The sequence below is a fragment of the Xanthomonas sp. SI genome (assembly GCF_014236855.1).
In the GTDB taxonomy this organism is placed as follows: Bacteria; Pseudomonadota; Gammaproteobacteria; order Xanthomonadales; family Xanthomonadaceae; genus Xanthomonas_A.
Map to the genome: position 1 here is coordinate 2,024,927 of NZ_CP051261.1, position 23,449 is coordinate 2,048,375.

The 23,449-nt window shown below is 68.7% G+C and carries 19 protein-coding genes; 11 read left to right on the forward strand and 8 right to left on the reverse strand.

Annotated features, from left to right (window positions below; translation table 11 throughout):
* Positions 1 to 13 precede the first annotated feature (13 nt).
* Entirely contained in the window at positions 14 to 1,126 is a 1,113-nt protein-coding gene (gene ald / locus HEP75_RS08320; RefSeq protein ID WP_185826105.1) for an alanine dehydrogenase, read from the reverse strand.
* A 64-nt stretch (positions 1,127 to 1,190) separates the two neighbouring features.
* On the reverse strand, positions 1,191 to 2,489 hold the full coding sequence (locus tag HEP75_RS08325) for an aspartate aminotransferase family protein (protein ID WP_185826538.1): 1,299 nt from the start codon (positions 2,487 to 2,489) through the stop codon (positions 1,191 to 1,193).
* 342 nt (positions 2,490 to 2,831) lie between these two features.
* On the opposite strand from HEP75_RS08325, the gene HEP75_RS08330 reads away from it, so the two are divergent.
* Positions 2,832 to 3,380, forward strand: coding sequence for a cupin domain-containing protein (locus tag HEP75_RS08330; protein ID WP_185826106.1), 549 nt, complete (start codon positions 2,832 to 2,834; stop codon positions 3,378 to 3,380).
* 88 nt (positions 3,381 to 3,468) lie between these two features.
* Positions 3,469 to 4,971, forward strand: coding sequence for an aldehyde dehydrogenase (locus tag HEP75_RS08335; protein ID WP_185826107.1), 1,503 nt, complete (start codon positions 3,469 to 3,471; stop codon positions 4,969 to 4,971).
* A 291-nt stretch (positions 4,972 to 5,262) separates the two neighbouring features.
* On the opposite strand, the gene HEP75_RS08340 is transcribed toward HEP75_RS08335, so the two are convergent.
* On the reverse strand, positions 5,263 to 5,733 hold the full coding sequence (locus HEP75_RS08340; RefSeq protein ID WP_185826108.1) for a DUF1203 domain-containing protein: 471 nt from the start codon (positions 5,731 to 5,733) through the stop codon (positions 5,263 to 5,265).
* Positions 5,734 to 5,963: 230 nt separating this feature from the next.
* Positions 5,964 to 6,569, reverse strand: a complete 606-nt coding sequence (locus HEP75_RS08345) for a hypothetical protein (RefSeq protein ID WP_185826109.1) — start codon at positions 6,567 to 6,569, stop codon at positions 5,964 to 5,966.
* Positions 6,570 to 7,018: 449 nt separating this feature from the next.
* Here HEP75_RS08345 and fdhD point away from each other — a divergent pair, with 449 nt between their 5' ends.
* From fdhD to HEP75_RS08365, 4 genes are all read left to right on the forward strand, one after another.
* Complete coding sequence (fdhD, locus tag HEP75_RS08350) at positions 7,019 to 7,858, forward strand: formate dehydrogenase accessory sulfurtransferase FdhD (RefSeq protein WP_185826110.1); 840 nt, start codon at positions 7,019 to 7,021, stop codon at positions 7,856 to 7,858.
* Positions 7,855 to 10,203, forward strand: coding sequence for an FdhF/YdeP family oxidoreductase (locus HEP75_RS08355; RefSeq protein WP_185826111.1), 2,349 nt, complete (start codon positions 7,855 to 7,857; stop codon positions 10,201 to 10,203). Before fdhD ends, HEP75_RS08355 begins: the two co-directional genes overlap by 4 nt.
* The gene (locus HEP75_RS08360) at positions 10,193 to 10,441 is read left to right on the forward strand and encodes a hypothetical protein (RefSeq protein WP_179565709.1); all 249 of its coding nucleotides are present in this window, start codon (positions 10,193 to 10,195) and stop codon (positions 10,439 to 10,441) included. Before HEP75_RS08355 ends, HEP75_RS08360 begins: the two co-directional genes overlap by 11 nt.
* 75 nt (positions 10,442 to 10,516) lie before the next feature.
* Positions 10,517 to 11,797, forward strand: a complete 1,281-nt coding sequence (locus tag HEP75_RS08365) for an MFS transporter (protein ID WP_185826112.1) — start codon at positions 10,517 to 10,519, stop codon at positions 11,795 to 11,797.
* Positions 11,798 to 11,812: 15 nt separating this feature from the next.
* Here HEP75_RS08365 and HEP75_RS08370 read toward each other — a convergent pair whose 3' ends face one another.
* From HEP75_RS08370 to HEP75_RS08380, 3 genes are all read right to left on the reverse strand, one after another.
* The gene (locus HEP75_RS08370; RefSeq protein ID WP_185826113.1) at positions 11,813 to 13,117 is read right to left on the reverse strand and encodes a diguanylate cyclase; all 1,305 of its coding nucleotides are present in this window, start codon (positions 13,115 to 13,117) and stop codon (positions 11,813 to 11,815) included.
* A gap of 105 nt (positions 13,118 to 13,222) precedes the next feature.
* A complete protein-coding gene (locus HEP75_RS08375; protein WP_185826114.1) occupies positions 13,223 to 14,527 on the reverse strand; it encodes an FAD-binding oxidoreductase in 1,305 nt (434 codons plus the stop codon).
* Positions 14,528 to 14,627: 100 nt separating this feature from the next.
* Positions 14,628 to 16,007, reverse strand: coding sequence for a glutamine synthetase family protein (locus HEP75_RS08380; protein ID WP_185826115.1), 1,380 nt, complete (start codon positions 16,005 to 16,007; stop codon positions 14,628 to 14,630).
* Between the two features lie 258 nt (positions 16,008 to 16,265).
* Between HEP75_RS08380 and HEP75_RS08385 the strand changes: the two genes are divergently transcribed.
* Both HEP75_RS08385 and HEP75_RS08390 read left to right on the forward strand, forming a co-directional pair.
* Positions 16,266 to 17,021, forward strand: coding sequence for a gamma-glutamyl-gamma-aminobutyrate hydrolase family protein (locus HEP75_RS08385; RefSeq protein WP_185815997.1), 756 nt, complete (start codon positions 16,266 to 16,268; stop codon positions 17,019 to 17,021).
* A gap of 13 nt (positions 17,022 to 17,034) precedes the next feature.
* Entirely contained in the window at positions 17,035 to 18,414 is a 1,380-nt protein-coding gene (locus HEP75_RS08390; RefSeq protein ID WP_185826116.1) for a glutamine synthetase family protein, read from the forward strand.
* Here HEP75_RS08390 and HEP75_RS08395 read toward each other — a convergent pair.
* Entirely contained in the window at positions 18,327 to 19,217 is an 891-nt protein-coding gene (locus tag HEP75_RS08395) for a hypothetical protein (protein ID WP_185826117.1), read from the reverse strand. The two genes, HEP75_RS08390 and HEP75_RS08395, sit on opposite strands and share 88 nt — an antisense overlap.
* Between HEP75_RS08395 and HEP75_RS08400 the strand changes: the two genes are divergently transcribed.
* From HEP75_RS08400 to HEP75_RS08410, 3 genes are all read left to right on the forward strand, one after another.
* Entirely contained in the window at positions 19,216 to 20,580 is a 1,365-nt protein-coding gene (locus HEP75_RS08400) for an aspartate aminotransferase family protein (RefSeq protein WP_185826118.1), read from the forward strand. The two genes, HEP75_RS08395 and HEP75_RS08400, sit on opposite strands and share 2 nt — an antisense overlap.
* A 98-nt stretch (positions 20,581 to 20,678) precedes the next feature.
* Complete coding sequence (locus tag HEP75_RS08405; protein ID WP_185816000.1) at positions 20,679 to 21,803, forward strand: polyamine ABC transporter substrate-binding protein; 1,125 nt, start codon at positions 20,679 to 20,681, stop codon at positions 21,801 to 21,803.
* Between the two features lie 159 nt (positions 21,804 to 21,962).
* Positions 21,963 to 23,093: an extracellular solute-binding protein gene (locus HEP75_RS08410; RefSeq protein ID WP_185826119.1), complete on the forward strand. Its 1,131-nt coding sequence runs from the start codon at positions 21,963 to 21,965 to the stop codon at positions 23,091 to 23,093.
* Positions 23,094 to 23,449 lie beyond the last annotated feature (356 nt).

Genomic DNA, 23,449 nt, shown 5'->3' on the forward strand with positions numbered 1-23,449 from the left:
TCGAAGGAAAAGCTCAGCCCAGCGCATCCAGCGGCCGCACGAAATCCTCGCCCAGCGCGTGCGCCACTGCGCGGTGGGTGAGCTTGCCGGCGTGCACGTTGAGGCCGTTGCGCAGGTCCTGGTCGTCGCGTAGCGCCTGCAGGCCGTGTTCGGCCAGCTGCAGCACGAACGGCAAGGTGGCGTTGGTCAGGGCGAAGGTGGAGGTGCGCGCCACGCCGCCGGGCATGTTGGCCACGCAATAGTGGACGATGCCGTCGACCTCGTAGGTCGGTTGCTGGTGGGTGGTGGCATGGCTGGTCTCGAAGCAGCCGCCCTGGTCGATCGCCACGTCCACCAGCACCGAGCCCGGCCGCAGCAACACCAGCTGCGCGCGCGACACCAGCTTGGGCGCGGCGGCGCCGGGGATCAGCACCGCGCCGATCACCAGGTCGGTGTGCGGCAGGCATTGCTCGATCGCGTCGCGGGTGGAGTACAGCGTGGTCAGCTGGTGGCCGTACAGTTCGTCCAGGTACTTGAGCCGTTCCAGCGAACGGTCCAGCACCGTCACCCGCGCATGCAGGCCCATCGCCATGCGCGCGGCGTTGATGCCGACCACGCCGCCGCCGATCACCAGCACTTCGGCCGGCTTGACCCCGGGCACGCCGCCGAGCAGCACGCCGGAGCCGCCTTGCGCCTTTTCCAGCGCGTGCGCGCCGGCCTGGATCGCCATGCGCCCAGCGACCTCGCTCATCGGCGCCAGCAACGGCAAGCCGCCGTTGCCGTCGGTGACGGTCTCGTAGGCGATCGCGGTGCAGCCGGAGCGCAGCAGCGCGCTGGCCTGGGTCGGGTCCGGCGCCAGGTGCAGATAGGTGAACAGCAATTGCCCCGGGCGCAGCAGCGCGCATTCGTCCGGTTGCGGTTCCTTGACCTTGACGATCATGTCGGCCTGCGCGAACACGCTGGCCGCGTCGTCGGCCAGGCGCGCGCCGGCCCGTTCGTAGTCGGCATCGGTCAGGCCGATGGCCTGGCCGCCGTCGCGCTGCACCAGCACCTGGTGCCCGTGCAGCACCAGTTCGCGGACCCCGGCCGGGGTCAGCCCGATCCGGTATTCGTGGTTCTTGATCTCTTTCGGGACGCCGACCAGCATGAGCGGTTCTCCAGGCATGCGGCGCGCGTGGGGAGCGCGGAGCGGGTTGGGGTGAGGGCGGGGATCAGGGCGTGGTGCGGATCATGTCGGCGAGCACCGCGAAGATGCGGTCGATGTGCTCGCGCTCCACGATCAGCGGCGGCGACAGCGCGATGGTGTCGCCAGTGACGCGGATCAGCAGGCCGGCGTCGTGGAAGCAGCGTTCGAAGATCTCGTAGGCGCGCGCGCCGGGCGCATCCTTGCGCGGCGCCAGTTCGATCGCGCCGATCAGGCCGAAATTGCGGATGTCGATGACGTGCGGCAAGTCTTTCAGCGCGTGGATCGCCTGCTGCCAGTAGCCACCCAGTTCGATCGCCTTGTCGAACAGATGCTCTTCCGCATAGGTGTCCAGCGTCGCCAGCGCGGCGGCGCAGGCCAGCGGATGGCCGGAATAGGTGTAGCCGTGGAACAGGTCGATGGCGCCGGCCGGGCCGTGCGCGAACGCGTCGTGGATGGCGTGCGAGACGAACACCGCGCCCATCGGCACGCAGCCGTTGGTCAGCCCCTTGGCGGTCGTCATCAGGTCCGGGGTGACGCCGAAGCGCTGCGCGGCGAAGGCCTTGCCGACGCGGCCGAAGCCGGTGATCACCTCGTCGAAGATCAGCACGATGCCGTGCTTGTCGCACAGCTGGCGGATGCGCTGCAGGTAGCCGAGCGGCGGCAGCACCACGCCGGCCGAGCCGGAGATCGGTTCGATGATCACCGCGGCGATGGTCGAGGCGTCGTGCAGCGCGACCAGCCGCTCCAGATCCTCGGCCAGCTCCACGCCGTGCTCGGGCAGCCCCTGCGAGAACGCGTTGCGCTCGATGTCCAGGGTATGCCGCAGGTGGTCCACGCCGGCCAGCAGCGGGCCGAACCACTTGCGGTTATTGGGCAGCCCACCGACCGAGATGCCGCCGAAGCCGACTCCGTGATAGCCCTTCTCGCGGCCGAGGAAGCGGGTGCGCTGGCCCTCGCCACGGGCGCGGTGGTAGGCCAGCGCGATCTTCATCGCGGTATCGACCGACTCGGAACCGGAGTTGGTATAGAACACGTGGTCCAGGCCCGGCGGGGCGAGTTCGACCAGCCGTTCGGCGAGCACGAACGGCAGCGGCGAGCCCATCTGGAAGGTCGGCGCGAAATCCAGCGTGGCGATCTGCCTGGACACCGCCTCGACGATGCGCGGCCGTGCGTGTCCGGCGTTGCAGCACCACAGCCCGGCGGTGCCGTCGAGGATCTGGCGCCCGTCCACGTCGCGGTAGTACATGCCCTCGGCCGAGGCCAGCAGCCGCGGCCGCGCCTTGAACTGGCGGTTGGCGGTGAACGGCATCCAGAACGCGTCCATGCCGTCCGGCGCCTGCGTGGCCTGGGCGGCGTAGCGATCGGCCAGCGCCTGGGAGGAGGGGGGCGACTCGGTACTCATCACAGGCTCCACGGGCGAGAGGTGTTGAAAAAACTTTACACCAACCGGGCGCGTGGCGGCGGGCGGGCCTCCGCCGCCGCGGCGCCGGCGCATCCAAGGCCGTGTCGCTGCCCGCTGCACGGCGCACGGCAGCATGAAACGGCGCCACGACAGGCCCGTACAGGCGCGCATGCCGGCAGCCGCGCGCGGCGACCAGCAAATTGACCGCGAGGGCCGGCTGTGTAAAGTATCCGGCAACACCGCCAAGGCCCTCCTGATCACGCGATGGATATCGGCGCCCGCCTGCATCGGGTTCGCACCGCCCACGGACTGAGCCAGCGCGAGCTGGCCAAGCGGGTGGGCGTGACCAACAGCACCATCTCGCTGATAGAACAGAACAAGGTCAGCCCGTCGGTGAGTTCGCTGAAGAAGGTGCTGGACGGCATTCCGATCTCGCTGGCCGATTTCTTCACCCAGGACCTGCAGATCGGGCCGGCCGATGCGCCGTTCTATGCCGCCGACGAACTGCCCGACGTGGGCAGCGACGGCATCCACTACTACCTGGTCGGGCAACACCGCCCGCAGCGGCAGATGTGCATCCTGCGCGAGGTGATGCCGCCGGGCAGCGACACCGGCACCGCGATGCTGGTGCACGAAGGCGAGGAGGGCGGCGTCGTGGTGGCGGGCGAAGTGGAGGTCACCGTCGGCACGCAGGTGCGCGTGCTGCGCGCCGGCGAGGGGTACTATTTCGAGAGCCGGGTGCCGCACCGGTTCCGCAACGTCGGCAGCGAGGCGGTGGTGATCGTCAGCGCCAACACCCCGGCCACGTTCTGAGCGCCGCCTGCGCCGCGGCGCGCACGCCCGCCTCGCCGCGACCGTACCACCCGCAGATCCGTTCCTTCCTCCCGACCCGGAGCTTCCGATGACCGCACCCCGCACCCGCGACGCATGGCAGGCGATGGCCGACGCGCTGCACCTGCGCACCCAGGCTTTCATCGACGGACGCTACGTCGCGGCGGCCAGCGGCAAGACCTTCGACTGCATCAGCCCGATCGACGGCCGCGTGCTCGGCCAGGTCGCCGAGGGCGGTGCCGAGGACATCGACCGCGCGGTCGCCGCGGCGCGGCGCAGCTTCGATGCCGGGCGCTGGTCGCAGGCCAGGCCGGCGCAGCGCAAGAAGACCCTGATCAAGCTGGCGCAGCTGGTCGAACAGCATGCCGACGAGCTGGCGCTGCTGGAGTCGCTGGACATGGGCAAGCCGGTGCGCGACGCGCGCAGCGTGGACGTGGCGGCCACGGTGCGCTGCCTGGCCTGGACCGGCGAGGCGCTGGACAAGCTCTACGGCGAGGTGGCGCCGACCGGGCAGGACGAGCTGGGCCTGATCACCCGCGAACCGCTGGGCGTGGTCGGCGCGATCGTGCCGTGGAATTTCCCGCTGCTGATGGCCGCGTGGAAGATCGCCCCGGCGCTGGCCGCGGGCAATTCGGTGGTGCTCAAGCCTTCGGAGAAATCGCCGCTGAGCGTGCTGCGCCTGGCCGAACTGGTGGCCGAAGCCGGCATCCCCGATGGCGTTTTCAACGTGGTGCCGGGCTTCGGCAAGAGCGCCGGCGAGCCGCTGGCGCTGCACATGGACGTGGACGGACTGGTGTTCACCGGGTCCACCGCGGTCGGCAAGCGCCTGCTGCAATGCGCCGGGCTGTCGAACATGAAACGCGCCTACATGGAATGCGGCGGCAAGAGCCCGAACCTGGTGTTCGCCGACGCGCCGGACCTGGAGCAGGCCGCGCAGGCCGCGGCCGGCGCGATCTTCTACAACCAGGGCGAGGTCTGCACCGCGGCGTCGCGGCTGCTGGTGGAGCGATCGATCAAGGACGACTTCGTCGCCCGCGTGGTCGCCGCCGGGCGCGCGCTGCAGCCGCGGCATCCGTTCGACGACGACGCGGCGATGGGCGCGCTGGTGGACGAGGCGCAGACCCATCGCGTGCTCGACTACATCGCGCGCGGCAACGAGGAAGGCGCGCGGCTGCTGCTCGGCGGCAAGCGCGTGGAGGTGGTCGCCGGCGGCTGCTACGTGGAGCCGACCATCTTCGACGAGGTCGGCCACGAGCATACGATTGCTCGCGAGGAGATCTTCGGCCCGGTGCTGTCGGTGATCGCCTTCGACGACGAAGCGCACGCGTTGCGCATGGCCAACGACAGCGACTACGGCCTGGCCGCGGGCGTGTGGACCCGCGACATCGGCCGCGCGCACCGGGTGGCGCGCAAGCTGCGCGCCGGCAGCGTGTGGGTGAACTACTGGGACGGCGGCGACATGACCGCGCCGTTCGGCGGCTACAAGCAATCGGGCAACGGCCGCGACAAGTCGCTGCATGCGTTCGACAAGTACACGGAGATGAAGGCGACCTGGATCAATCTGGCTGTGTGAGCCGGGATTGGGGATTGGGGATTGGGGATTCGGGAATGGGGATTCGGGAATGGGGATGACCAGCCATTCGGCTGTGGAAAAGCGGGAATTCGCAAGTGCGCCGCACCTGCGCTTTTCTGTAGGAGGGGCTTCAGCCCCGACGCCTTACCGGTAACGCGTCGGGGCTGAAGCCCCTCCTACAGGAAGCGCTTGGCTAGAGCCATAAAAAAGCTTTTTTAGACGTGGCATTTTTCCGCAATCGCTTGACGGCGACTTGCCGCAGGACATCATCCCGAATCCCGAATCCCGAACTCAAACCCGCTCAACCCGGCAGGCGAAACAGCCCTGGCGCGCATTGTGCAGATGCAGGTAGCGCACGCGCGGATCGGCGAAGGCCTGCACGATCGCCGCCGCGACCGTTTCGCCGGGATGCACGTCGGCGGCAAGCAGCATGTCATCGGCAGCGTAGCCGCGCAGCGAGATCAAGCGCCTGCGGATCGCGTCGGGCACGTGGTCCGGTGCCACCGTCGCGGTCTGCACGTGGCGGCGCACGTAGATCGGCCCGGCGGCGCGGTATGGCGTGTCGGCCGGCTGGTGCAGGTAGTGCAGCAGCAACAGTTCCTCGCCGGGTTGCGCGTCTTCCAGGCTGATCCGGCACGGGAAGCCCGGCGCCTGGTCGGCACGGACGCGGCGCGCGCCGTGCGCGTGCAACTGCGCATCGTCGAGTGCGAACAGCGGTGCGAACGGCGCGGCCGGCAGGCCGATGCAGACGAAGCTGGACATGTGCGCTCCAAGAGGCGATGGAGCGTATAGCGTGCCCGCCGTCGCGGCGTCGCGCTGGCCGGATTCGGACGTGACAGCGGCCACCAGCCGGGGCTAAAAGACCCCGTCTGGCGCCGTCGCATGCGAGCGCCTCGATCGGGCACGAAGCCGGTTGCAGCCAACGCCGTGGCTACGCCCGGTCCGGCCGCGCAAGCGCGGGGGCAGGGCGTGCGCACCGGTTGCGTGCGGACTCAGTCCGGCACGTACTCGGCAAAGGTGACCGGATGCTTGGGATCGGCGGCGTCCACCTTGTCCGCGGTCTTCTTCAACGCATCGGCGTCCGGCGCCGGATCCGAATTCAGCTGCCAGCTCTGGCGGATGCGTTTGTGGAACAGCCAGGTCTTGCGCTCGGGGTCGTAGCGGAAGGTGATGAAGTAGGTCCAGTGCTGGCCGCAGGAAACGCCGTTCTGCACGGTGAAGTAGCGGCCCTTGGCCGCGAACGGATCGTCGCTGTCGGTGAACGGATCGCACTGGCCGCCCTCGTCGCGCTTGAGCACCACGTGGTCGTTGCGCGCGGCCAGCCGGTAGTGGCCGTCGGCCTGCTGCACGAAGATCAGCAGCGGCCGTGCCGGCGCCGGTTCGCGCTCGGCTTCGCCGCGTTGCTGCAGCGCCACCAGGTAGTCGGCGCGGCCGTCACCGTCGAGATCGGTGCGCAGTTGTTCCAGCGGCAGGTAGCCGGCCGGCAGCTGGCGCAGCACGTCGGCGGGCAGGTCGGCGGGCAGGTCGGCGGCGCGTGCGGCCTGCGTGGCGAACAGGCAAAGAGCGGCGGCAAGACCGTGGCGGAGCAACATGGACATCGTGGGGCCATCCAAAGCGAGGGGCGCAAAGCCTAACCGACCGCGCCCAGCTATGGGCGATCGACACTGCCCGGTCCAGCTGACCTGCGCTGTGCGCAAGCGGCGGCGTGGCACTTCGCTTGCAGTCTGTTCGCACCCCGTGTCGCCAAGCACGCGGCAGGCGCGGTGCTGCGCCGCCGCATGCGTGGCTTTGCCGCATCGCAGCACCGAACCGGCACGATCTCACGGCGTCGTGCACCCTGACGGGTATGCTGTGCGGGTTGTGGTGTGGCCGTTTTTCCAGCGCGTAGCCCGGACCTCGGGCAGGCTGGCGGCGGGCCGCGCACTGGCGCAGGATAGGCCGTCCGCCACTGCCGGTCGGACTGGCGATTGAGGCGACCAGGCAGTTGGCATCCGGCTTGCAGTGCAGAAGGCGATCGTGTTGTTCCACTGAATGGGGGGCGTACACCATGTACTCGCGTGCGTCTTCCCGGCCAGGCGCTGTCGCGCGCGGTGTGCGCCGCCATCGCGACGGGCGTACCGCGCTCACCCAGGACTTGGTGGCGGCCGAGGTGCCGGTGGCGTTCGCCTACAACGGCGAACCGTTCGTGGTGATGATGGCGACCCCGGAAGACCTGCACGACTTCGCGCTGGGCTTCTCGCTCAGCGAAGGCATCGTCGAGGATCCGACGCAGTTGCAGGTCGCCAGCGTGGACACCTTCCTGGAAGGGGTTTCGCTGCAACTGCAGATCCCGCCCGCGCATGCCGCGGCCCTGCTGGCGCGACGCCGCAACCTACAGGGCCGCAGCGGCTGCGGGGTGTGCGGCAGCGAATCGATCGAGGCAGTGCTGCGCGCGCCGCGGCCGCTGCCGGCCGGCGCCGCGATCGCGCCGGCGGCGCTGGCGCGGGCGCTGCGCGAGCTGCGCCAGCAGCAACCGCTCAACGCGATCACCGGCGCCACCCACGCCGCGGGCTGGGCTGACGCCGATGGTTGCGTGCAGCTGACGCGCGAGGACGTCGGTCGGCACAACGCGCTGGACAAGCTGATCGGCGCGCTGGCCACGGCCGGCGTGGACCCGGCCAGCGGTTTCGCCGTGGTCACCAGCCGCGCCAGCTACGAGATGGCGATGAAGGCCGCGCAGGCCGGCATCCCGCTGCTGGCCGCCATTTCCGCACCCACCGCGCTGGCGATCGCGCTGGCCGACAGCGCCGGCCTGACCCTGATCGGCTTCGCCCGCGACCACGACTATGTCGTCTACAGCCATCCGCAGCGCCTGACCCAGGCCGAGCACGCCGGAGAGCCCGCATGAGCAAGAAAACCATCCAACCCTATACGCAGCCGGCCGGCGGTTGGGGCGCATTGCGTGCCGTCGCCACCCACCTGCTGCAGCAGGACGTGGCGGTGCAGGGCTCCAAGACCCTGCTGCACGTGAACCAGCCCGACGGCTTCGACTGCCCCGGCTGCGCCTGGCCCGACCGCGACCACACCTCGACCTTCGAGTTCTGCGAGAACGGCGCCAAGGCGGTGGCCGCCGAAGCCACCGCGCGCCGCGCCACGCCGGAGCTGTTCGCGCAGCACAGCGTGACGCAGCTGGCCAAGTACAGCGACTATTGGCTGGAAGGGCAGGGCCGGCTGACCCATCCGCTGCGCTACGACAGCGCCAGCGACCACTACGTGCCGGTGAGCTGGGACGAAGCGTTCGCGCTGATCGCCACGCACCTCAACGGCCTGGCCTCGCCGGACGAGGCGATCTTCTACACCTCCGGGCGCACCAGCAACGAGGCCGCGTTCCTGTACCAGCTGTTCGTGCGCGAGTTCGGCACCAACAACTTCCCCGACTGTTCGAACATGTGCCACGAGCCGTCGGGTACCGCGCTCAAGTCGCAGATCGGGGTCGGCAAGGGCACGGTGTCGCTGCACGACTTCGAGCTGGCCGACGCGATCTTCATCTTCGGCCAGAATCCCGGCACCAACCATCCGCGCATGCTCGGCGAGCTGCGCCAGGCGGCCAAGCGCGGCGCGGCGATCGTGTCGTTCAATCCGCTGCGCGAGCGCGGGCTGGAGAAGTTCGCCGATCCGCAGGACAAGCTGCAGATGCTGCACAACGGTTCGACGCGGATTTCGTCGGATTATTTCCAGCTGAAGATCGGCGGCGACCTGGCCGCGGTCAAGGGCATCATCAAGCACGTGCTGGAGCGCGATGCCGAGGCCGCGCGCGCGGCGCAACCGCGCCTGCTGGATCTGCAGTTCATCACCCAGCACACCGCCAACTTCGACGCCTTCGCCGCGGACGTGATCGCCGAGCCGTGGGCGACCATCGTCGAGGAGTCCGGGCTGAGCGAGGCCGAGCTGCGCCACGCCGGCGAGATCTATCTGAAATCCGAACGGCTGATCGCCTGCTGGGGCATGGGCATCACCCAGCACAAGCATTCGGTGGCGACGATCCACATGATCGCCAACCTGCTGCTGCTGCGCGGCCATCTGGGCCGCCCCGGCGCCGGCGCCTGCCCGGTGCGCGGCCACAGCAACGTGCAGGGCGATCGCACGATGATGATCTACGAGAAGCCGCCGGCCGCGTTCCTGGACCGGCTGCAGCAGGTGTTCGGTTTCGATCCGCCGCGCGCGTCCGGGTTCGACACGGTCGGCGCGATCGAGGCGATGGGCGACGGCCGCGCGCGGACCTTCTTCGGCATGGGCGGCAACTTCGCCACCGCCACCCCCGACACCGACGCCACGCACCGCGCGCTGCGCCGCTGCGACCTCACCGTGCATGTGACCACCAAGCTCAACCGCAGCCACCTGGTGCACGGCCGCGACGCACTGATCCTGCCGTGCCTGGGTCGCACCGAGATCGACATCCAGGAGGGCGGGCCGCAGAGCGTCAGCGTCGAGGATTCGATGAGCATGGTGCACCTGTCGGCCGGCATCAATCCGCCGGCGTCGGCGGAACTGCTGTCGGAGCCGGCGATCGTCGCGCGCCTGGCCGAGGCCACGCTCGGCACGCGCAGCGCGATCCGCTGGCGCTGGCTGGTGGCCGACTACGACCGCATCCGCGAGCTGATCGCGCAGGTGTTCGAGGACTTCGCCGATTTCAACACGCGGGTGCGGGTGCCCGGCGGGTTCCGCCTGTCCAACACCGCGCGCGACCGCGTGTGGGACACGCCGGAAGGCCGCGCGGTGTTCAAGCCGCACGCGGTGCCCATCGACAACCCGATCCATCGCGCGCGCCGCCAGCGCCCCGAGCAAGTGGTGTTCACCCTGGCCACCACGCGCTCGCACGACCAGTACAACACCACCATCTACGGCCTGGACGATCGCTACCGCGGCGTGTTCGGCGAGCGCCGGGTGTTGTTCATCAACGCCGCCGACATCGCCGACCTGGGGCTGCAGGCCGGCGCCTGGGTGGACCTGGAAAGCCTCGGCGAGGACGGCGTGCAGCGCCAGGCCAAGCGTTTCCTGCTGGTCGAGTACAACATTCCGCGCGGCTGCCTGGCCGCGTACTACCCGGAAACCAACGGCCTGGTGCCTCTGTCCAGTTTCGCCGACGAGGCGCGCACGCCGACCTCCAAGTCGATCCCGGTGGTGGTGACTCCGCACCTGGCCGACGCCGCCGACGCGGCACCGCGCGACATCGGCGTGGCGCTTGTCCGCTGATCCGGCGCTGACCCGGGCGCTGTTCGAGGCGTTGGCGCCGGAGCCGGAGGGGATCGCCCTGGCGCGGCTGTGCAAGCGCCTCGGGGTGCGCATGAGCGTGCTGCTGCGCACACTGGCTTGGCTGGGCGAGGCCACCCTGGACGGGCGTGCGGGACCGGGCTGGATCCGGGTGGAGACGCGCGGCGAGCGCGAGGTGGCGGTGCTGACCGCCGCCGGCCGCGCGCAACTGCCGCGCTGACCGCCATGCGGCGTGGCGCTGCGGCGCCGCGGCCGATCTGCCAGAATCGGGCGGTTTTCCATCGATGCCGCTTCCATGACCGCTGCCGCGCTTCCCGCTTCGCCCGTCAATTCGCCGCGCCGCGTGCTGCTGGCCAGCCTGGTCGGCACCACCATCGAGTTCTTCGATTTCTACATCTACGCCACCGCCGCGGTGCTGGTGTTCCCGAAGCTGTTCTTCCCCGAGGGCGACGCCGACGCGGCGCGGCTGCAGTCGCTGGCCACGTTCGCGGTGGCGTTCGTGGCGCGGCCGGTCGGCTCGGCACTGTTCGGCCATTTCGGCGACCGCATCGGGCGCAAGGCGACGCTGGTGGCGGCGCTGCTGACCATGGGCCTGTCCACGGTGGTGATCGGCCTGTTGCCCGGCTACGCCAGCATCGGCATGTGGGCGCCGGCGCTGCTGGCGCTGTGCCGCTTCGGCCAGGGCCTGGGCCTGGGCGGCGAATGGGGCGGTGCGGTATTGCTGGCCACCGAGAACGCGCCGCCGGGCAAGCGCGCCTGGTATGGCATGTTCCCGCAACTGGGCGCGCCGCTGGGTTTCCTGCTGTCCTCCGGGATCTTCCTGCTGCTCGGCGCGGTGCTCGACGATGCGCAGTTCATGCGCTGGGGCTGGCGCATCCCGTTCGTGGCCAGCGCGCTGCTGGTGGTGACCGGGCTGTGGGTGCGCCTGCGTATCCACGAGACCCCGGATTTCCAGAAGGCGCTGGAACGCAACGTGCGGGTGGCGCTGCCGATGTGGACGGTGCTGTCGCGGCATGCCGGCGCGCTGCTGCTCGGCACCTTGGGCGTGTTCGCGACCTTCATGCTGTTCTATCTGATGACGGTGTTCGCACTGGGCTACGGCACCGCGGTGCTCGGCTACGGCCGCGAGCAGTTCCTGCTGCTGCAGATGGTCGGCATCCTGTTCTTCGCCGCCGGCATTCCGCTGTCGGCGCATTACGGCGACCGCTTCGGCACGCACCGCGCGATGATCGCGGCCGGCGTCGTCATCGTCCTGTTCGGGCTGTGCTTCGCGCCGCTGTTCAGCGCCGCGCATCCGTGGCAGTTGCTGGCGTTCCTGTCGCTGGGCTCGTTCTTCATGGGCCTGACCTACGGGCCGTGCGGCACCTTGCTGGCCGAACTGTATCCGGTGCAGGTGCGTTACACCGGCGCCTCGATGTCGTTCAACCTGGCCGGCATCATCGGCGCGGCGCCGGCGCCGTACGTGGCCAGCTGGCTGGCCAAGCACTACGGCCTGCCATGGGTCGGCTACTACCTCAGTGCCGGCGCGGCGCTGAGCCTGCTGGCGCTGCTGGTGATCGGCGCCAGGCGCCGCTGAGGCGCACGCGCGCGCTCAGGCGGCGTGCTCGACCCGGTTGCGGCCGCCGGCCTTGGCCAGGTACAGGTGCTTGTCGGCCTCGGCCAACAGCGGATGCAGCGCATCGCGGCGCGCGTCGCTGCTGCACACGCCGATGCTGATGGTGATGCGCAGGGTCTGCCCACCCGCCTGCACCTGCAGCGTATCGATGCGCTGGCGCAGGGTCTCGAAATAGGCGCTGGCCGCCGCTGCGTCCAGGCCCGGCACCAGCATGCAGAATTCCTCGCCGCCGAAGCGCGCCACCAGGTCCTGCGGGCGCGCATGCGCGGCCACCGTCGTCGCCACCGCGCGCAGCGCGTCGTCACCGGCCTCGTGGCCCCAGCTGTCGTTGATGTGCTTGAAGTGGTCGATGTCGAGCATCGCCACGCTGACCGTGTCGCTGCGCGCCAGCCATTGCGGCAGCAGGCGCTGGCTCTGTTCCAGGAAGTGCCGGCGGTTGGGCAGGCCGGTGAGGAAGTCGCGCGTGGCCAGGTCCTGCAGCGTGCCGATCAGTTCCAGCTGGTCCACGTTCTGCGACACGCGGCAGAAGAATTCCTCGCGCGAAAAGGGTTTACGCAGGAAATCGTTGGCGCCGTTCTTGAGGAAGCGCGGCACCAGCGACGGGTCGCTATTGCCGGACAGGCCGATCACCGCCAGCTTGTCGCGGGCGCGGATCGCACGCAGCCGGCGGGTGAATTCCACGCCTTCCATGCCCGGCATTTCCTGGTCCACCACCGCCAGGCGGATCGCCGGATTGGCCTCCACCGCCTTCAGTCCGGCGGCGCCATCGGCGGCTTCCACCACCTGGTAGCCGTACATCGTCAGCAGGCTCGCGGCGTAGGCGCGGGCCGAGCGCGAATCGTCCACCACCAGCGCGGCGATGCTGCGGTTGCGCGCCAGCCGCTGCACCAGCCAGGCCAGGTAATCGATGCTGCCGGGCGCGTTCTTCAATACGAAGTCGATGATCTGCTGGGTCAGCACGCGCTTGCGCAGACTTTCGTCGTAGACCCCGCTGACCACCACCGTGGGCAGGCCGCGGGCGACGAAGAAATCCACCACCGTGTCGCGGTCGCCGTCGGCCAGCACCAGCCCGGTCAGGGCCAGGAACCAGGAGCCACCGTCGTCCAGCGCGTGCGCCGCTTCGGCCAGGGTCGAGACCACGGTGACCGGCAGTTCCACCCGCTGCTCGATCGCCTCGCGCAGCAGACCGGTGAACGTGCGCGAATTCTCCACCAGCAGGATGCGCTGCTGCGTAGCCGCGCTTTCGCTGGCGATCGGGTAGGCCGGCAACGGTTGCAGCATGCGAGCCGCGCAAGGCGCCCTTGGGAAGTAGACCTGAGTTAGCGGCCGTGCCGCGTGCAACTTTAGGCCGTCCGGCGGCGGGCGCATGCCGCCGGCGCGGCGCGCTCACCACAGCGCGTCGCGCAGCTTGTACCAGGACATCGCCGCCACCAGCAGCGGCGTGCGCAGCGCACGGCCGCCGGGGAACGGCGCGTGCGGAATCCTGGCGAACAGGTCCAGGCGCTGCGACTGCCCGGCGATGGCCGCGGCGATGGCGTCGCCGGCCAGGCCGGTGGCGGCCACGCCATGGCCGGAAAAGCCCTGCGCGAAGTACACGTTCGGGGTCAGCCGGCCCCAGTGCGGAGCGCGGTTGCGGGTGATGTCCACATAGCCACCCCACACGTAGTCCAACTCGACCTGGCGCAGCTGCGGAAACACCCGGCGCATGCGCCGGGTCATGACCCCGCGCAGGCCCGGCGGCGGCAACGAGGAATAGCTGGCGCGGCCGCCGAACAGCAGGCGGTGGTCGCGGCTGAGGCGGAAATAGTCCAGCGCCCAGTTCACGTCGGCCACCGCCATGTCGTTGCCGATCAGTTCGCGCGCCAGCGCCGCACCCAGCGGCGCGCTGGCGCCGATGTAGGTGCCGACCGGCATGATCCGCGATTCCAGCTCCGGGGCGATGCCGCGCAGCCAGGCGTTGCCGGCCAGAACCGCGAAATCGGCCTGCACCTCGCCGTGCGCGCTGCGCAGGATCGGCCGCGCACCGCGCACCAGCGCGGTCACCGGCGAGTGCTCGTAGATGCGCACGCCGGCGGCCAGTGCCGCGCGTGCCAGCCCGTGCGCGTATTCGAGCGGGTGCAGGTGGCCGCTGGCCGGGTCGTACATCGCGCCCAGGTAGCGCTCGCTGCGCAGGTGCTGGCGCAGCTGGTCGCGGTCCCACCACTGCAGCGGATAGTCGTAGCGCTGCGCCATCTCGACGATACCGGCCTGCAGCGCCCGCACCTGGCGCGGCTTGATCGCCACGTGCGCATGGCCGTCGCGCCAGTCGCAGGCGATGGCATGGCGCTGGATGCGGTCGCGCAATAACCGCATGCCGTCGCGCGAGAAATCGAACAGCAGCCGCGCCTCGGCATGGCCGAGCAGCGTTTCCAGCGTGTGCTGCTCGCAGCCGTAGCCGACGATGGCCTGGCCGCCGTTGCGCCCGGACGCGCCCCAGCCCACGCGCTGCGCCTCCACGATCGCGACCTGGTAACCGGCCTCGGCCAGCGCCAGCGCCGTGCTCAGCCCGGTATAGCCGGCGCCCAGAACGCACACGTCGGCCCGCACCTGCCCGCGCAACGGCTGCTGCTGCGGCAGCGGGGTGGCGCTGTCGGAGTACCAGGAGCCGGGAATCGGGAGTCGGGAATCGGGAATCGTGGAAGAGCGGGTCATGGTGGCGAGTTGCTGGGAAGGGGGATCATGGGGTCAGCCTCCGGATGCTTGGCTTTTGCTTTACGAGTCCCCGGTCCCGAGTCCTCAGTCCCGGCTCCACTCAAACCGTGCGTAAGTACCACCGGTAATCCAGGTCGCTCACCTGCGCATGGAAATCCAGCATCTCGCGGTGTTTCTGCTGGCCGTAGACGTGGCGGAAGCGGGCGCCGAACCGGTCGGCGACGAAGTCGCTGGCGAGGAAGCCGGCGATCGCGCCGCGCCAGTCCGGATGGCGGATCTGGGTCTGTTCGTAGGCGTTGCCCTGCACCGGCGGGCCGGGGTCGAAGCCATGCTGCAGGCCGTGTTCGATGCCGGCCAGCACCGCCGCGGCGACCAGGTACGGATTGGCGTCGGCGCCGGCGATGCGGTGCTCGATGCGGGTATTGGCCGGATCGCTGTACGGCACCCGCATCGCCACGGTGCGGTTGTTGAAGCCCCAGCTGTCGTTCAGTGGCACGAACGCATTGGGCACGAAGCGGCGGTAGCTGTTTGCGTGCGGGGCGAACAGCAGCAGGCAGTCGTCGGCACTGCGCTGCAGGCCGCCGATGGCGTGGCGCAGCGCGTCGGCCGGTGCCTGCGCGGTGCCGGCGAAGACGTTGTCGCCGGCTTCGTCGAGCAGGCTCACGTGCAGGTGCAGGCCGCTGCCGGACTGCGCGGCGAACGGCTTGGCCATGAAGCTGGCGAGCAGGCCCTGCTGCTGCGCGATCGCCTTGATCGCACGCTTGAGCATCAGTGCGTCGTCGCAGGCGGCCAGCGCGTCGCCGCGATGCTTGAGGTTGATCTCGAACTGGCCGGGCGCGTACTCGGCGACCGCGGTATCGGCGGGAATGCCCTGCGCGCGGCAGGCCTGCGCGACCGCGTCGGTGAAGCCGCGCTGGTCGTCCAGTTCCTGCATGTAATAGACCTGGGTGCTGTCGTTGCGCAGCCCGGTGTGCGCCTGCAGCGGCGGCTGCGGCCGGCCATCGGCGTCGGCGCGCGGATCGAACAGGTAGAACTCCAGTTCCACCGCGATCACCGGGGTCAGCCCGCGCGCGCGCAGCCGCGCCAGCACCCGTGCCAGCACTTCGCGCGGCGCGAACTCCAGCGGGCTGCCAGCGTCGTCTTGCATCGCCAGCAGCAGCTGCGCCGAGGGCACCGGCGCCCATGGCACCGGCTGCAGCGTGCCGGGGACCGGGAAGCACAGCCGGTCCTCGTCGCCGATGTCGTAGCCCAGGCCGGTTTCCTCGACCGTATTGCCGGTGATGTCGGTGGCGATCAACGACATCGGCAGGCACACGCCGTCGCGATAGACCTTTTCCAGCGCGTCGCGGGCGATGCGCTTGCCGCGCAGCAGGCCGTTGCTGTCCGGCAGCAGCAGGTCGATCTGTTCGCAGCCGGGGATGCGCTGCAGGGCCTGGGCGGCGTCCGGGGGCAGGGGCGGAGCGTCGTGGGTGCGGGTCATGAGGGCGGCCTGCGGGAGTGCGACGAGCTTAGCAGAGCCGGGTTCGCGTCAAGAATACTCAACAGGCGCGATGCGCCGGACGGGGAGTGCATGACGCGCGCTGTGTGGGCGTACCTGCTACTTCGTCCTGTAATAAAGCGCGCTGTGCCCGATGCGGCGCAGCCGGCATGCGCTCGTGCGTCGCTGTGCACCGTCGCGGCGTGTTGTAAAAATAAAACGCCCGGGGTAACTTGCGGCGACGCCACACGAGTTCTTCGCATGGCCGTATCGCCACTGGTCGGCCTGTCGACCGATCGCAAGCTCATCGGCCAGCATCCGTTCCTGGCCGCTGGCGAAAAGTATCTGCGCGCCGCGGTCGATGGCGCCGGGGTGACGCCGGTGCTGCTGCCGTCGCTGCAGCCGCCGGTCGCGCCGTGCGACTGGCTGGCGCGGCTGGACGGCTTGTTGCTGACCGGCGCGGTCAGCAACATCGAACCGCATCACTACGGCGACGAACCCAGCTGGCTCGGCAATCCGCACGATCCGGCGCGCGACGCCAACATGCTGGACCTGATCCCGCAGGCGATCGCGCTCGGCCTGCCGATCCTGGCGATCTGCCGCGGCTTCCAGGAAGTCAACGTGGCCCTGGGCGGCAGCTTGCACCAGAAAGTGCATGCGGTGCCCGGGCTGTCCGATCATCGCGAGGACACGCAGGCCGCGCTGGATCTGCAGTACGCGCCGGTGCACGAGGTGACCCTGAGCGAGGGCGGCTGGCTGGCGGAAATCGCCGGCAGGGAGCGGGTGCGGGTCAACTCGCTGCACGGGCAGGGCGTGGCGCGGCTCGGCGGCGACCTGATCGTGGAGGCGCGCGCGCCGGACGGATTGATCGAGGCGTTCCGCGGGATCGGTCCCGGCTTCCTGCTGGGCGTACAGTGGCATCCGGAATGGCGCGTGCTCGACGACCCGTTCTATCTGGGCATCTTCCAATCCTTCGGCGATGCCTGTCGCCACTACGCGGCTCGCCGCACGCACTGAATCGAATTCCCCCATGGCCAGACCGCGCTCGCGCAAGAACACCCCCGAACAGCAGGAAAGCTCGCTGCGCCGTTGGCTGAAAGATCGCCACATCACCGAAGTCGAGTGCTTGGTGCCGGACATCACCGGTAACGCGCGCGGCAAGATCATTCCCGCCGCCAAGTTCTCCCACGACTACGGCACGCGCCTGCCCGAGGGCATCTTCGCCACCACCGTCACCGGCGAGTATCCCGACGACTATTACGACCTGACCTCGCCATCGGACTCGGACATGCAACTGCGCCCGGACCCGGACACGGTGCGGATGGTGCCGTGGGCCACCGACCCGACCGCGCAGGTGATCCACGACTGCTACACCAAGGACGGCCAGCCGCACGACCTGGCGCCGCGCAACGTGCTGCGCGGCGTGCTGCAGGCGTATGCGGAGCTCAGCCTGAAGCCGGTGGTCGCCCCGGAGCTGGAATTCTTCCTGGTGCAGAAGAACACCGATCCGGACTTCCCGCTGCTGCCGCCGGCCGGGCGCTCGGGACGGCCGGAGACGGCGCGGCAGTCGTACTCGATCGATGCGGTCAACGAGTTCGACCCGATCCTGGACCTGATGTACGACTACTGCGACGCGATGGAACTGGACGTGGATACCTTGATCCACGAATCCGGCGCGGCGCAGCTGGAGGTCAACTTCACCCATTCCGATGCGCTGTCGCGCGCCGACCAGGTGTTCCTGTTCAAGCGCACGATGCGCGAGGCGGCGATGCGCCACGGGGTCTACGCCACGTTCCTGGCCAAGCCGATGGAGAACGAGCCGGGCAGCGCGATGCACATCCATCAGAGCCTGGTCGACAAGAACGGCAAGAACGTGTTCAGCGGGCGCCGCGCCGGCGAGTACAGCCGCACCTTCGCGCACTATCTGGCCGGCCTGCAGAAGTACGTGCCGATGGCGATGGCGGTGCTGGCGCCGAACGTCAATTCCTACCGCCGGCTGATGTTCGGCGAGGTGTCGCCGAGCAACGTGCTGTGGGGCTTCGACAACCGCACCTGCGGGCTGCGGGTGCCGATCGACACGATCGAGAACATGCGGGTGGAGAGCCGCTTCGCCGGTTCCGACGCCAATCCGTATCTGGCGATGGCGGCGACGCTGGCCTGCGGGTTGCTGGGCATCCGCGAGAAGCTGGAGCCGACCGCGCCGATCAGCGGCAACGGCAAGGAGATGGGCTATCAGTTGCCGCGTTCGTTGGGCGAGGCGCTGGACGAGCTGGAGCGGTGCACGCCGCTGCAGGAGATGCTGGGGCCGCGTTTCGTGCGCGCCTACATTTCGGTCAAGCGCAAGGAATACGAGACGTTCTTCCGGGTGATCAGTTCGTGGGAGCGGGAGTTCTTGTTGTTGAACGTGTGAGTCCGCCCTTGCTTGCGATGGGCGAATCGAGAGGGCTGCAATCGCAAGCTGTTGCTGTTGCTTTGCTTTGCTTTTGATCTACCGGGTCCCCTCAGCGCGGCAGACCCGGCGGGCGAATACCCGAAGGGCGGCGCGCAGGATGCGCGACGTTTTTCGTTGGCACATGGATGTGCCATCGAAAAATGCCCGTCGGGGCTGCGGACCCGGAGCGCGTAGCGCGGAGGGCGCGCTGCGGGGTGTGCTTTCTTTTGGTTACTTTTCTTTGCACAAGCAAAGAAAAGTGACCCGCGTAGCGGAAGCTTTTGCTCCTGCTGTTGCTCAAGGTTTGTGGAAGAAACAACGCGAAGCGAAGGCAAAGGCAAAAGCTTTCGCGCTTGGGCGCGAGTCACTTTTCTTTGCTCGCGCAAAGAAAAGTAACCAAAAGAAAGCGCGCCCTGCCGAGCGCCTTCCGCGCTGCGCGCTCCAGGTCCGCGTCCATGACGGGGATTCGCGGAAGGGGCATCCTGCCCCTGCCGCGAACGGCGCACATCCTTGTGCGCCGCCCTTCGGGTTTTTCCCCGCCATGGCCGCCGCTGCGGAAGGGAACCCGGTAAGTCAAAAGCAATTGCAAAGGCAACAGCCAAAGCCGGAAGCGACAGCAAGAGCAGGAACAGCAAGAACAGCAAGAACAGCAAGAACAAGAGCAGCAAGAGCAGCAGCCACAGCCACAACCACAGCCACAAACACAGCCACAACAACAGCCACAACAACAGCCACAACAACAGCGGTAGCAACAGGCACAGCCACGAGCATGGAGTGGACATGGATCGGATAGAGACGCGGGCCCTGCAGGATCTGGATGCGGCGCATCACCTGCACCCGTTCAACGACAACGCCGCGCTTGCACAGAAAGGCACGCGCATCCTTACCCGCGGCGACGGCGCCTACGTCTGGGATGCCGATGGCAACAAACTGCTCGACGCCTTCGCCGGCCTGTGGTGCGTCAACGTCGGCTACGGGCGCAAGGAACTCGGCCAGGCCGCCGCGCGGCAGATGGAACAGCTGGCGTACTACAACAGCTTCTTCCAGTGCACCACCGAGCCGACCATCCGCCTCGCCGCCAAACTCGCCGAACTCACCCCCGGCGACCTCGACCATGCCTTCTTCACCAACTCCGGCTCCGAGGCCAACGACACCATCCTGCGCCTGGTGCGGCACTTTTGGGCCGTGCAGGACCAGCCGCAGAAGAGCATCTTCATCGGTCGCCACGACGGCTACCACGGCACCACCATGGCCGGCGCCAGTCTCGGCGGCATGAAGGGCATGCATCGCCAGGGCGGGCTGCCCATTCCCGACATCCACCATATCGACCCGCCATACCCGTTCGGCGACGGCGACGACATGGACCCGGAGGAATACGGCCTGCTGGCCGCGCGCCGGCTCGAGGACAAGATCCTGGAACTGGGGCCGGAGCGCGTGGCCGCGTTCATTGGCGAGCCGATCATGGGCGCGATCGGCGTGTACATCCCGCCGCGCAGCTACTGGCCGGAGATCGAGCGCATCTGCCGCCGCTACGACGTGCTGCTGGTCGCCGACGAAGTGATCTGCGGTTTCGGCCGCACCGGCGAATGGTTTGGCGCGCAGCACTTCGGGTTCCAGCCGGACGTGATGACCATCGCCAAGGGCATCACCTCCGGCTATATCCCGCTCGGCGCGGCGATGTTCGGCAAGCGCGTGGCCACGGTGCTGAAGGAGCAGGGCGGCGAGCTGGCGCACGGTTGCACCTATTCGGGGCATCCGGTGTGCGCGGCGGTGGCGCTGGAGAACCTGCGCCTGCTGCAGGACGAGGGCATCGTCGAACGCGCACGCAGCGAGATCGCGCCGTACCTGGCGCAGCGCTGGGCCGAGCTGGGCGAGCACCGGCTGGTCGGCGAGGCGCGCATCGTCGGCATGATCGGCGCGCTGGAACTGGTCCCGGACAAGCCGCGCCGGCACTACTTCCCCGAGCGCGGCAAGGTCGGTGCGCTGTGCCGCGACCATGCGCTGCGCCGCGGCCTGATCCTGCGCGCGACCAACGATGCGATGCTGCTGTCGCCACCGCTGATCCTCAGCCGCGCCCAGGTCGACGAGCTGTTCGACAAGGCCTGGCTGGCGCTGGAGGACACCGCGCAGGCGCTGGGCAAATAGCCCGGCGCTGGTTAGTCTGGGCCGGCCAGTCTGGACCCGTCCGCGCGACGCCGCGGCGTGTATCTTCGATCTTCCCCATGGACCTGCGGAGACCTGCAATGAAGCTGCGACTGCTCACCCTTTCCCTTTCCGCGGCGCTGCTCGCCTCCTGTGGCGGTTCCGGCGGCGGCGAAGGCGGCAAGCCCGCGGCGGGCGAGGACCAGGTCCTCAACGTCTACAACTATTCGGACTACATCGCCGAGAACACCGTGCCTGCGTTCGAGAAGGCCAGCGGGGTCAAGGTCACCTACGATGTGTTCGACAGCGACGAGATGGTCGAGACCAAGTTGCTGGCCGGCGGCAGCGGCTACGACGTGGTGGTGCCGACGCTGAACTTCTTCGGCCGGCAGATCCAGGCCGGCGTGTTCCTGCCGCTGGACAAGAGCAAGATCCCGAACCTGGCCAACCTGGATCCGGAAATCATGCAGCGCATCGCGCAGCAGGATCCGGGCAACAAGTACGGCGTGCCGTACATGGTCGGCACCACCGGCATCGGCTACAACGTGGACAAGGTCAAGGCCGCGTTCGGCAGCACCGACATCGCCAACAGCTGGGACCTGGTGTTCAAGCCGGAGAACATCGCCAAGCTCAAGGATTGCGGCGTCACCATCCTCGACACGCCGTCGGACCTGATCCCGATCGCGCTGCACTACCAGGGCGAGGACCCGCACACCACCGATACCGCCAAGATCGAGAAGGCCGCGGCGCTGATCAAGAGCATTCGCCCGTACGTGCAGAACTTCCACTCCTCGCAGTACGTGACCTCGCTGGCCAACGGCAGCACCTGTCTGGCGGTGGGCTGGTCGGGCGACATCATCCAGGCGCGCGACCGCGCCGAGGAAGCCAAGAACGGCGTGAAGGTGGCCTATTCGATTCCCAAGGAAGGTGCGCCGCAGTGGTTCGACATGCTGGCGATCCCGAAGGATGCCAAGCATCCGGAGAACGCCTACAAATTCATCAACTACCTGCTGACGCCGGACGTGGCCGCGGCCAATTCCAACTTCATCCACTACGCCAATCCGGTGCCGAAGGCGACGCCGCTGGTGGATGCGGCGATCCGCAACGACCCGACCATCTACCCGCCGCCGGAGGTGGCGGCGAAGATGTTCACCTATTCGATCAACCCGCCCGAGGTGGACAAGCTGTATACCCGCCTGTGGACGGAGATCAAGACCGGCCGCTGAGCCGGTCGCGTCCGTGGTCCATGGCGCGGCGCTTCGACGCGGCGCCTGCACGCAGTACGGCCGCGCCGCGCGCGGCCGCCAAAGGGGAGGACCACCGGGACGCGCGCCAGCGCGGCGTCCCGCCAACCGCTGCCCGCAACGGGCGGCACGGAGACGACGATGAAGCGGCGAGCGATAGCGGGGATGGTGGCGGTGCTGGGCCTGGCGGGCTGCGGCGGATCGGCCCAGGGGGATGGCGCGGCGGATGCGGCCGGCGCCGGCGAAGCGAAGCAATTGAACGTCTACAACTGGTCGGACTACATCGCCGAGGGCACCGTGCCCGGCTTCGAGCGGCATAGCGGTGTCCACGTCACCTACGACGTGTTCGACAGCAACGAAGTGCTGGAAGCCAAGCTGCTGGCTGGCGGCAGCGGCTACGACGTGGTGGTGCCGTCGCTGAGTTTCCTCGGCCGGCAGATCCAGGCCGGCGTGTTCCTGCCGCTGGACAAGCGCAAGATCCCCAACCTGGCCAATCTGGACCCGGCGATGATGCAGCGCATCGCGCAGCAGGACCCAGGCAATACCTACGCGGTGCCGTACCTGTGGGGCACCACCGGCATCGGCTACAACGTCGACAAGATCCAGGCCGCGTTCGGCAGCACCGACGTGGTCGCCAGCTGGGACCTGGTGTTCAAGCCGGAGAACCTGGCCAAGCTCAAGGACTGCGGGGTGACCTTCCTCGATACCGCCTCGGAGATCGTGCCGACCGTGCTGCACTACCTGGGCGAGGACCCGAACAGCACCGACCCGAAGGTGATCGAGAAGGCCGCGGCCAAGCTCAAGGAAATCCGCCCCTACATCCAGAATTTCCATTCCTCGCAGTACATCGATGCGCTGGCCAAGGGCAGCACCTGCCTGGTGGTGGGCTGGTCCGGCGACATCCTGCAGGCGCGCGACCGCGCCGAGGAAGCCAAGAACGGCGTGCACATCGCCTATTCGATTCCGAAGGAGGGCGCGCTGCAGTTCTTCGACATGCTGGCCATTCCCAAGGACGCCAAGCATCCGGAGCAGGCCTACCAGTTCATCAACTACCTGCTGACCCCGGAAGTGGCCGCGGCCAATACCAACTTCGTCAGCTATCCGAACGCGGTGCCCAAGTCGCTGCCGCTGATCGATGCGGCGATCAGCGGCGACCGCACCATCTACCCGCCGGCGGAGGTGCAGGCCAAGCTGTTCGCGCTGGCGGTGATGCCGCCGGAAGTGGACCGCCAGTACACGCGGCTGTGGACGGAGTTGAAGACTGGGCGCTGAGCGGATTGCGCAGCAAGTGATTCCCCTCTCCCGTCGGGAGAGGGGCGGGGGTGAGGGTACGGCGGGCCGAGAAGGCACGGAGATGCACGCTGTTGCCGTCAGGAAATCACGCGGTCGGATGCCATGGCCGGTACCCGTACCCTCATCCGCCCTTCTGGCACCTTCTCCCGAAAAGGGGGCCATGGTCCCGAGGGGAGAAGGGAGGCGATGTTCCCTTCTCCCCCCCGGGAGAGGGGTAGGGGTGAGGGTACGGCGCAAGCGGAAGGCCTGAACGGCACGCTGTGCCCGATGCGCCATGTCGCAAGGCATCGGCCGTGGCCGTTGCCGCGGCGGGCAAGGCGAAGGGATGGGGCAGT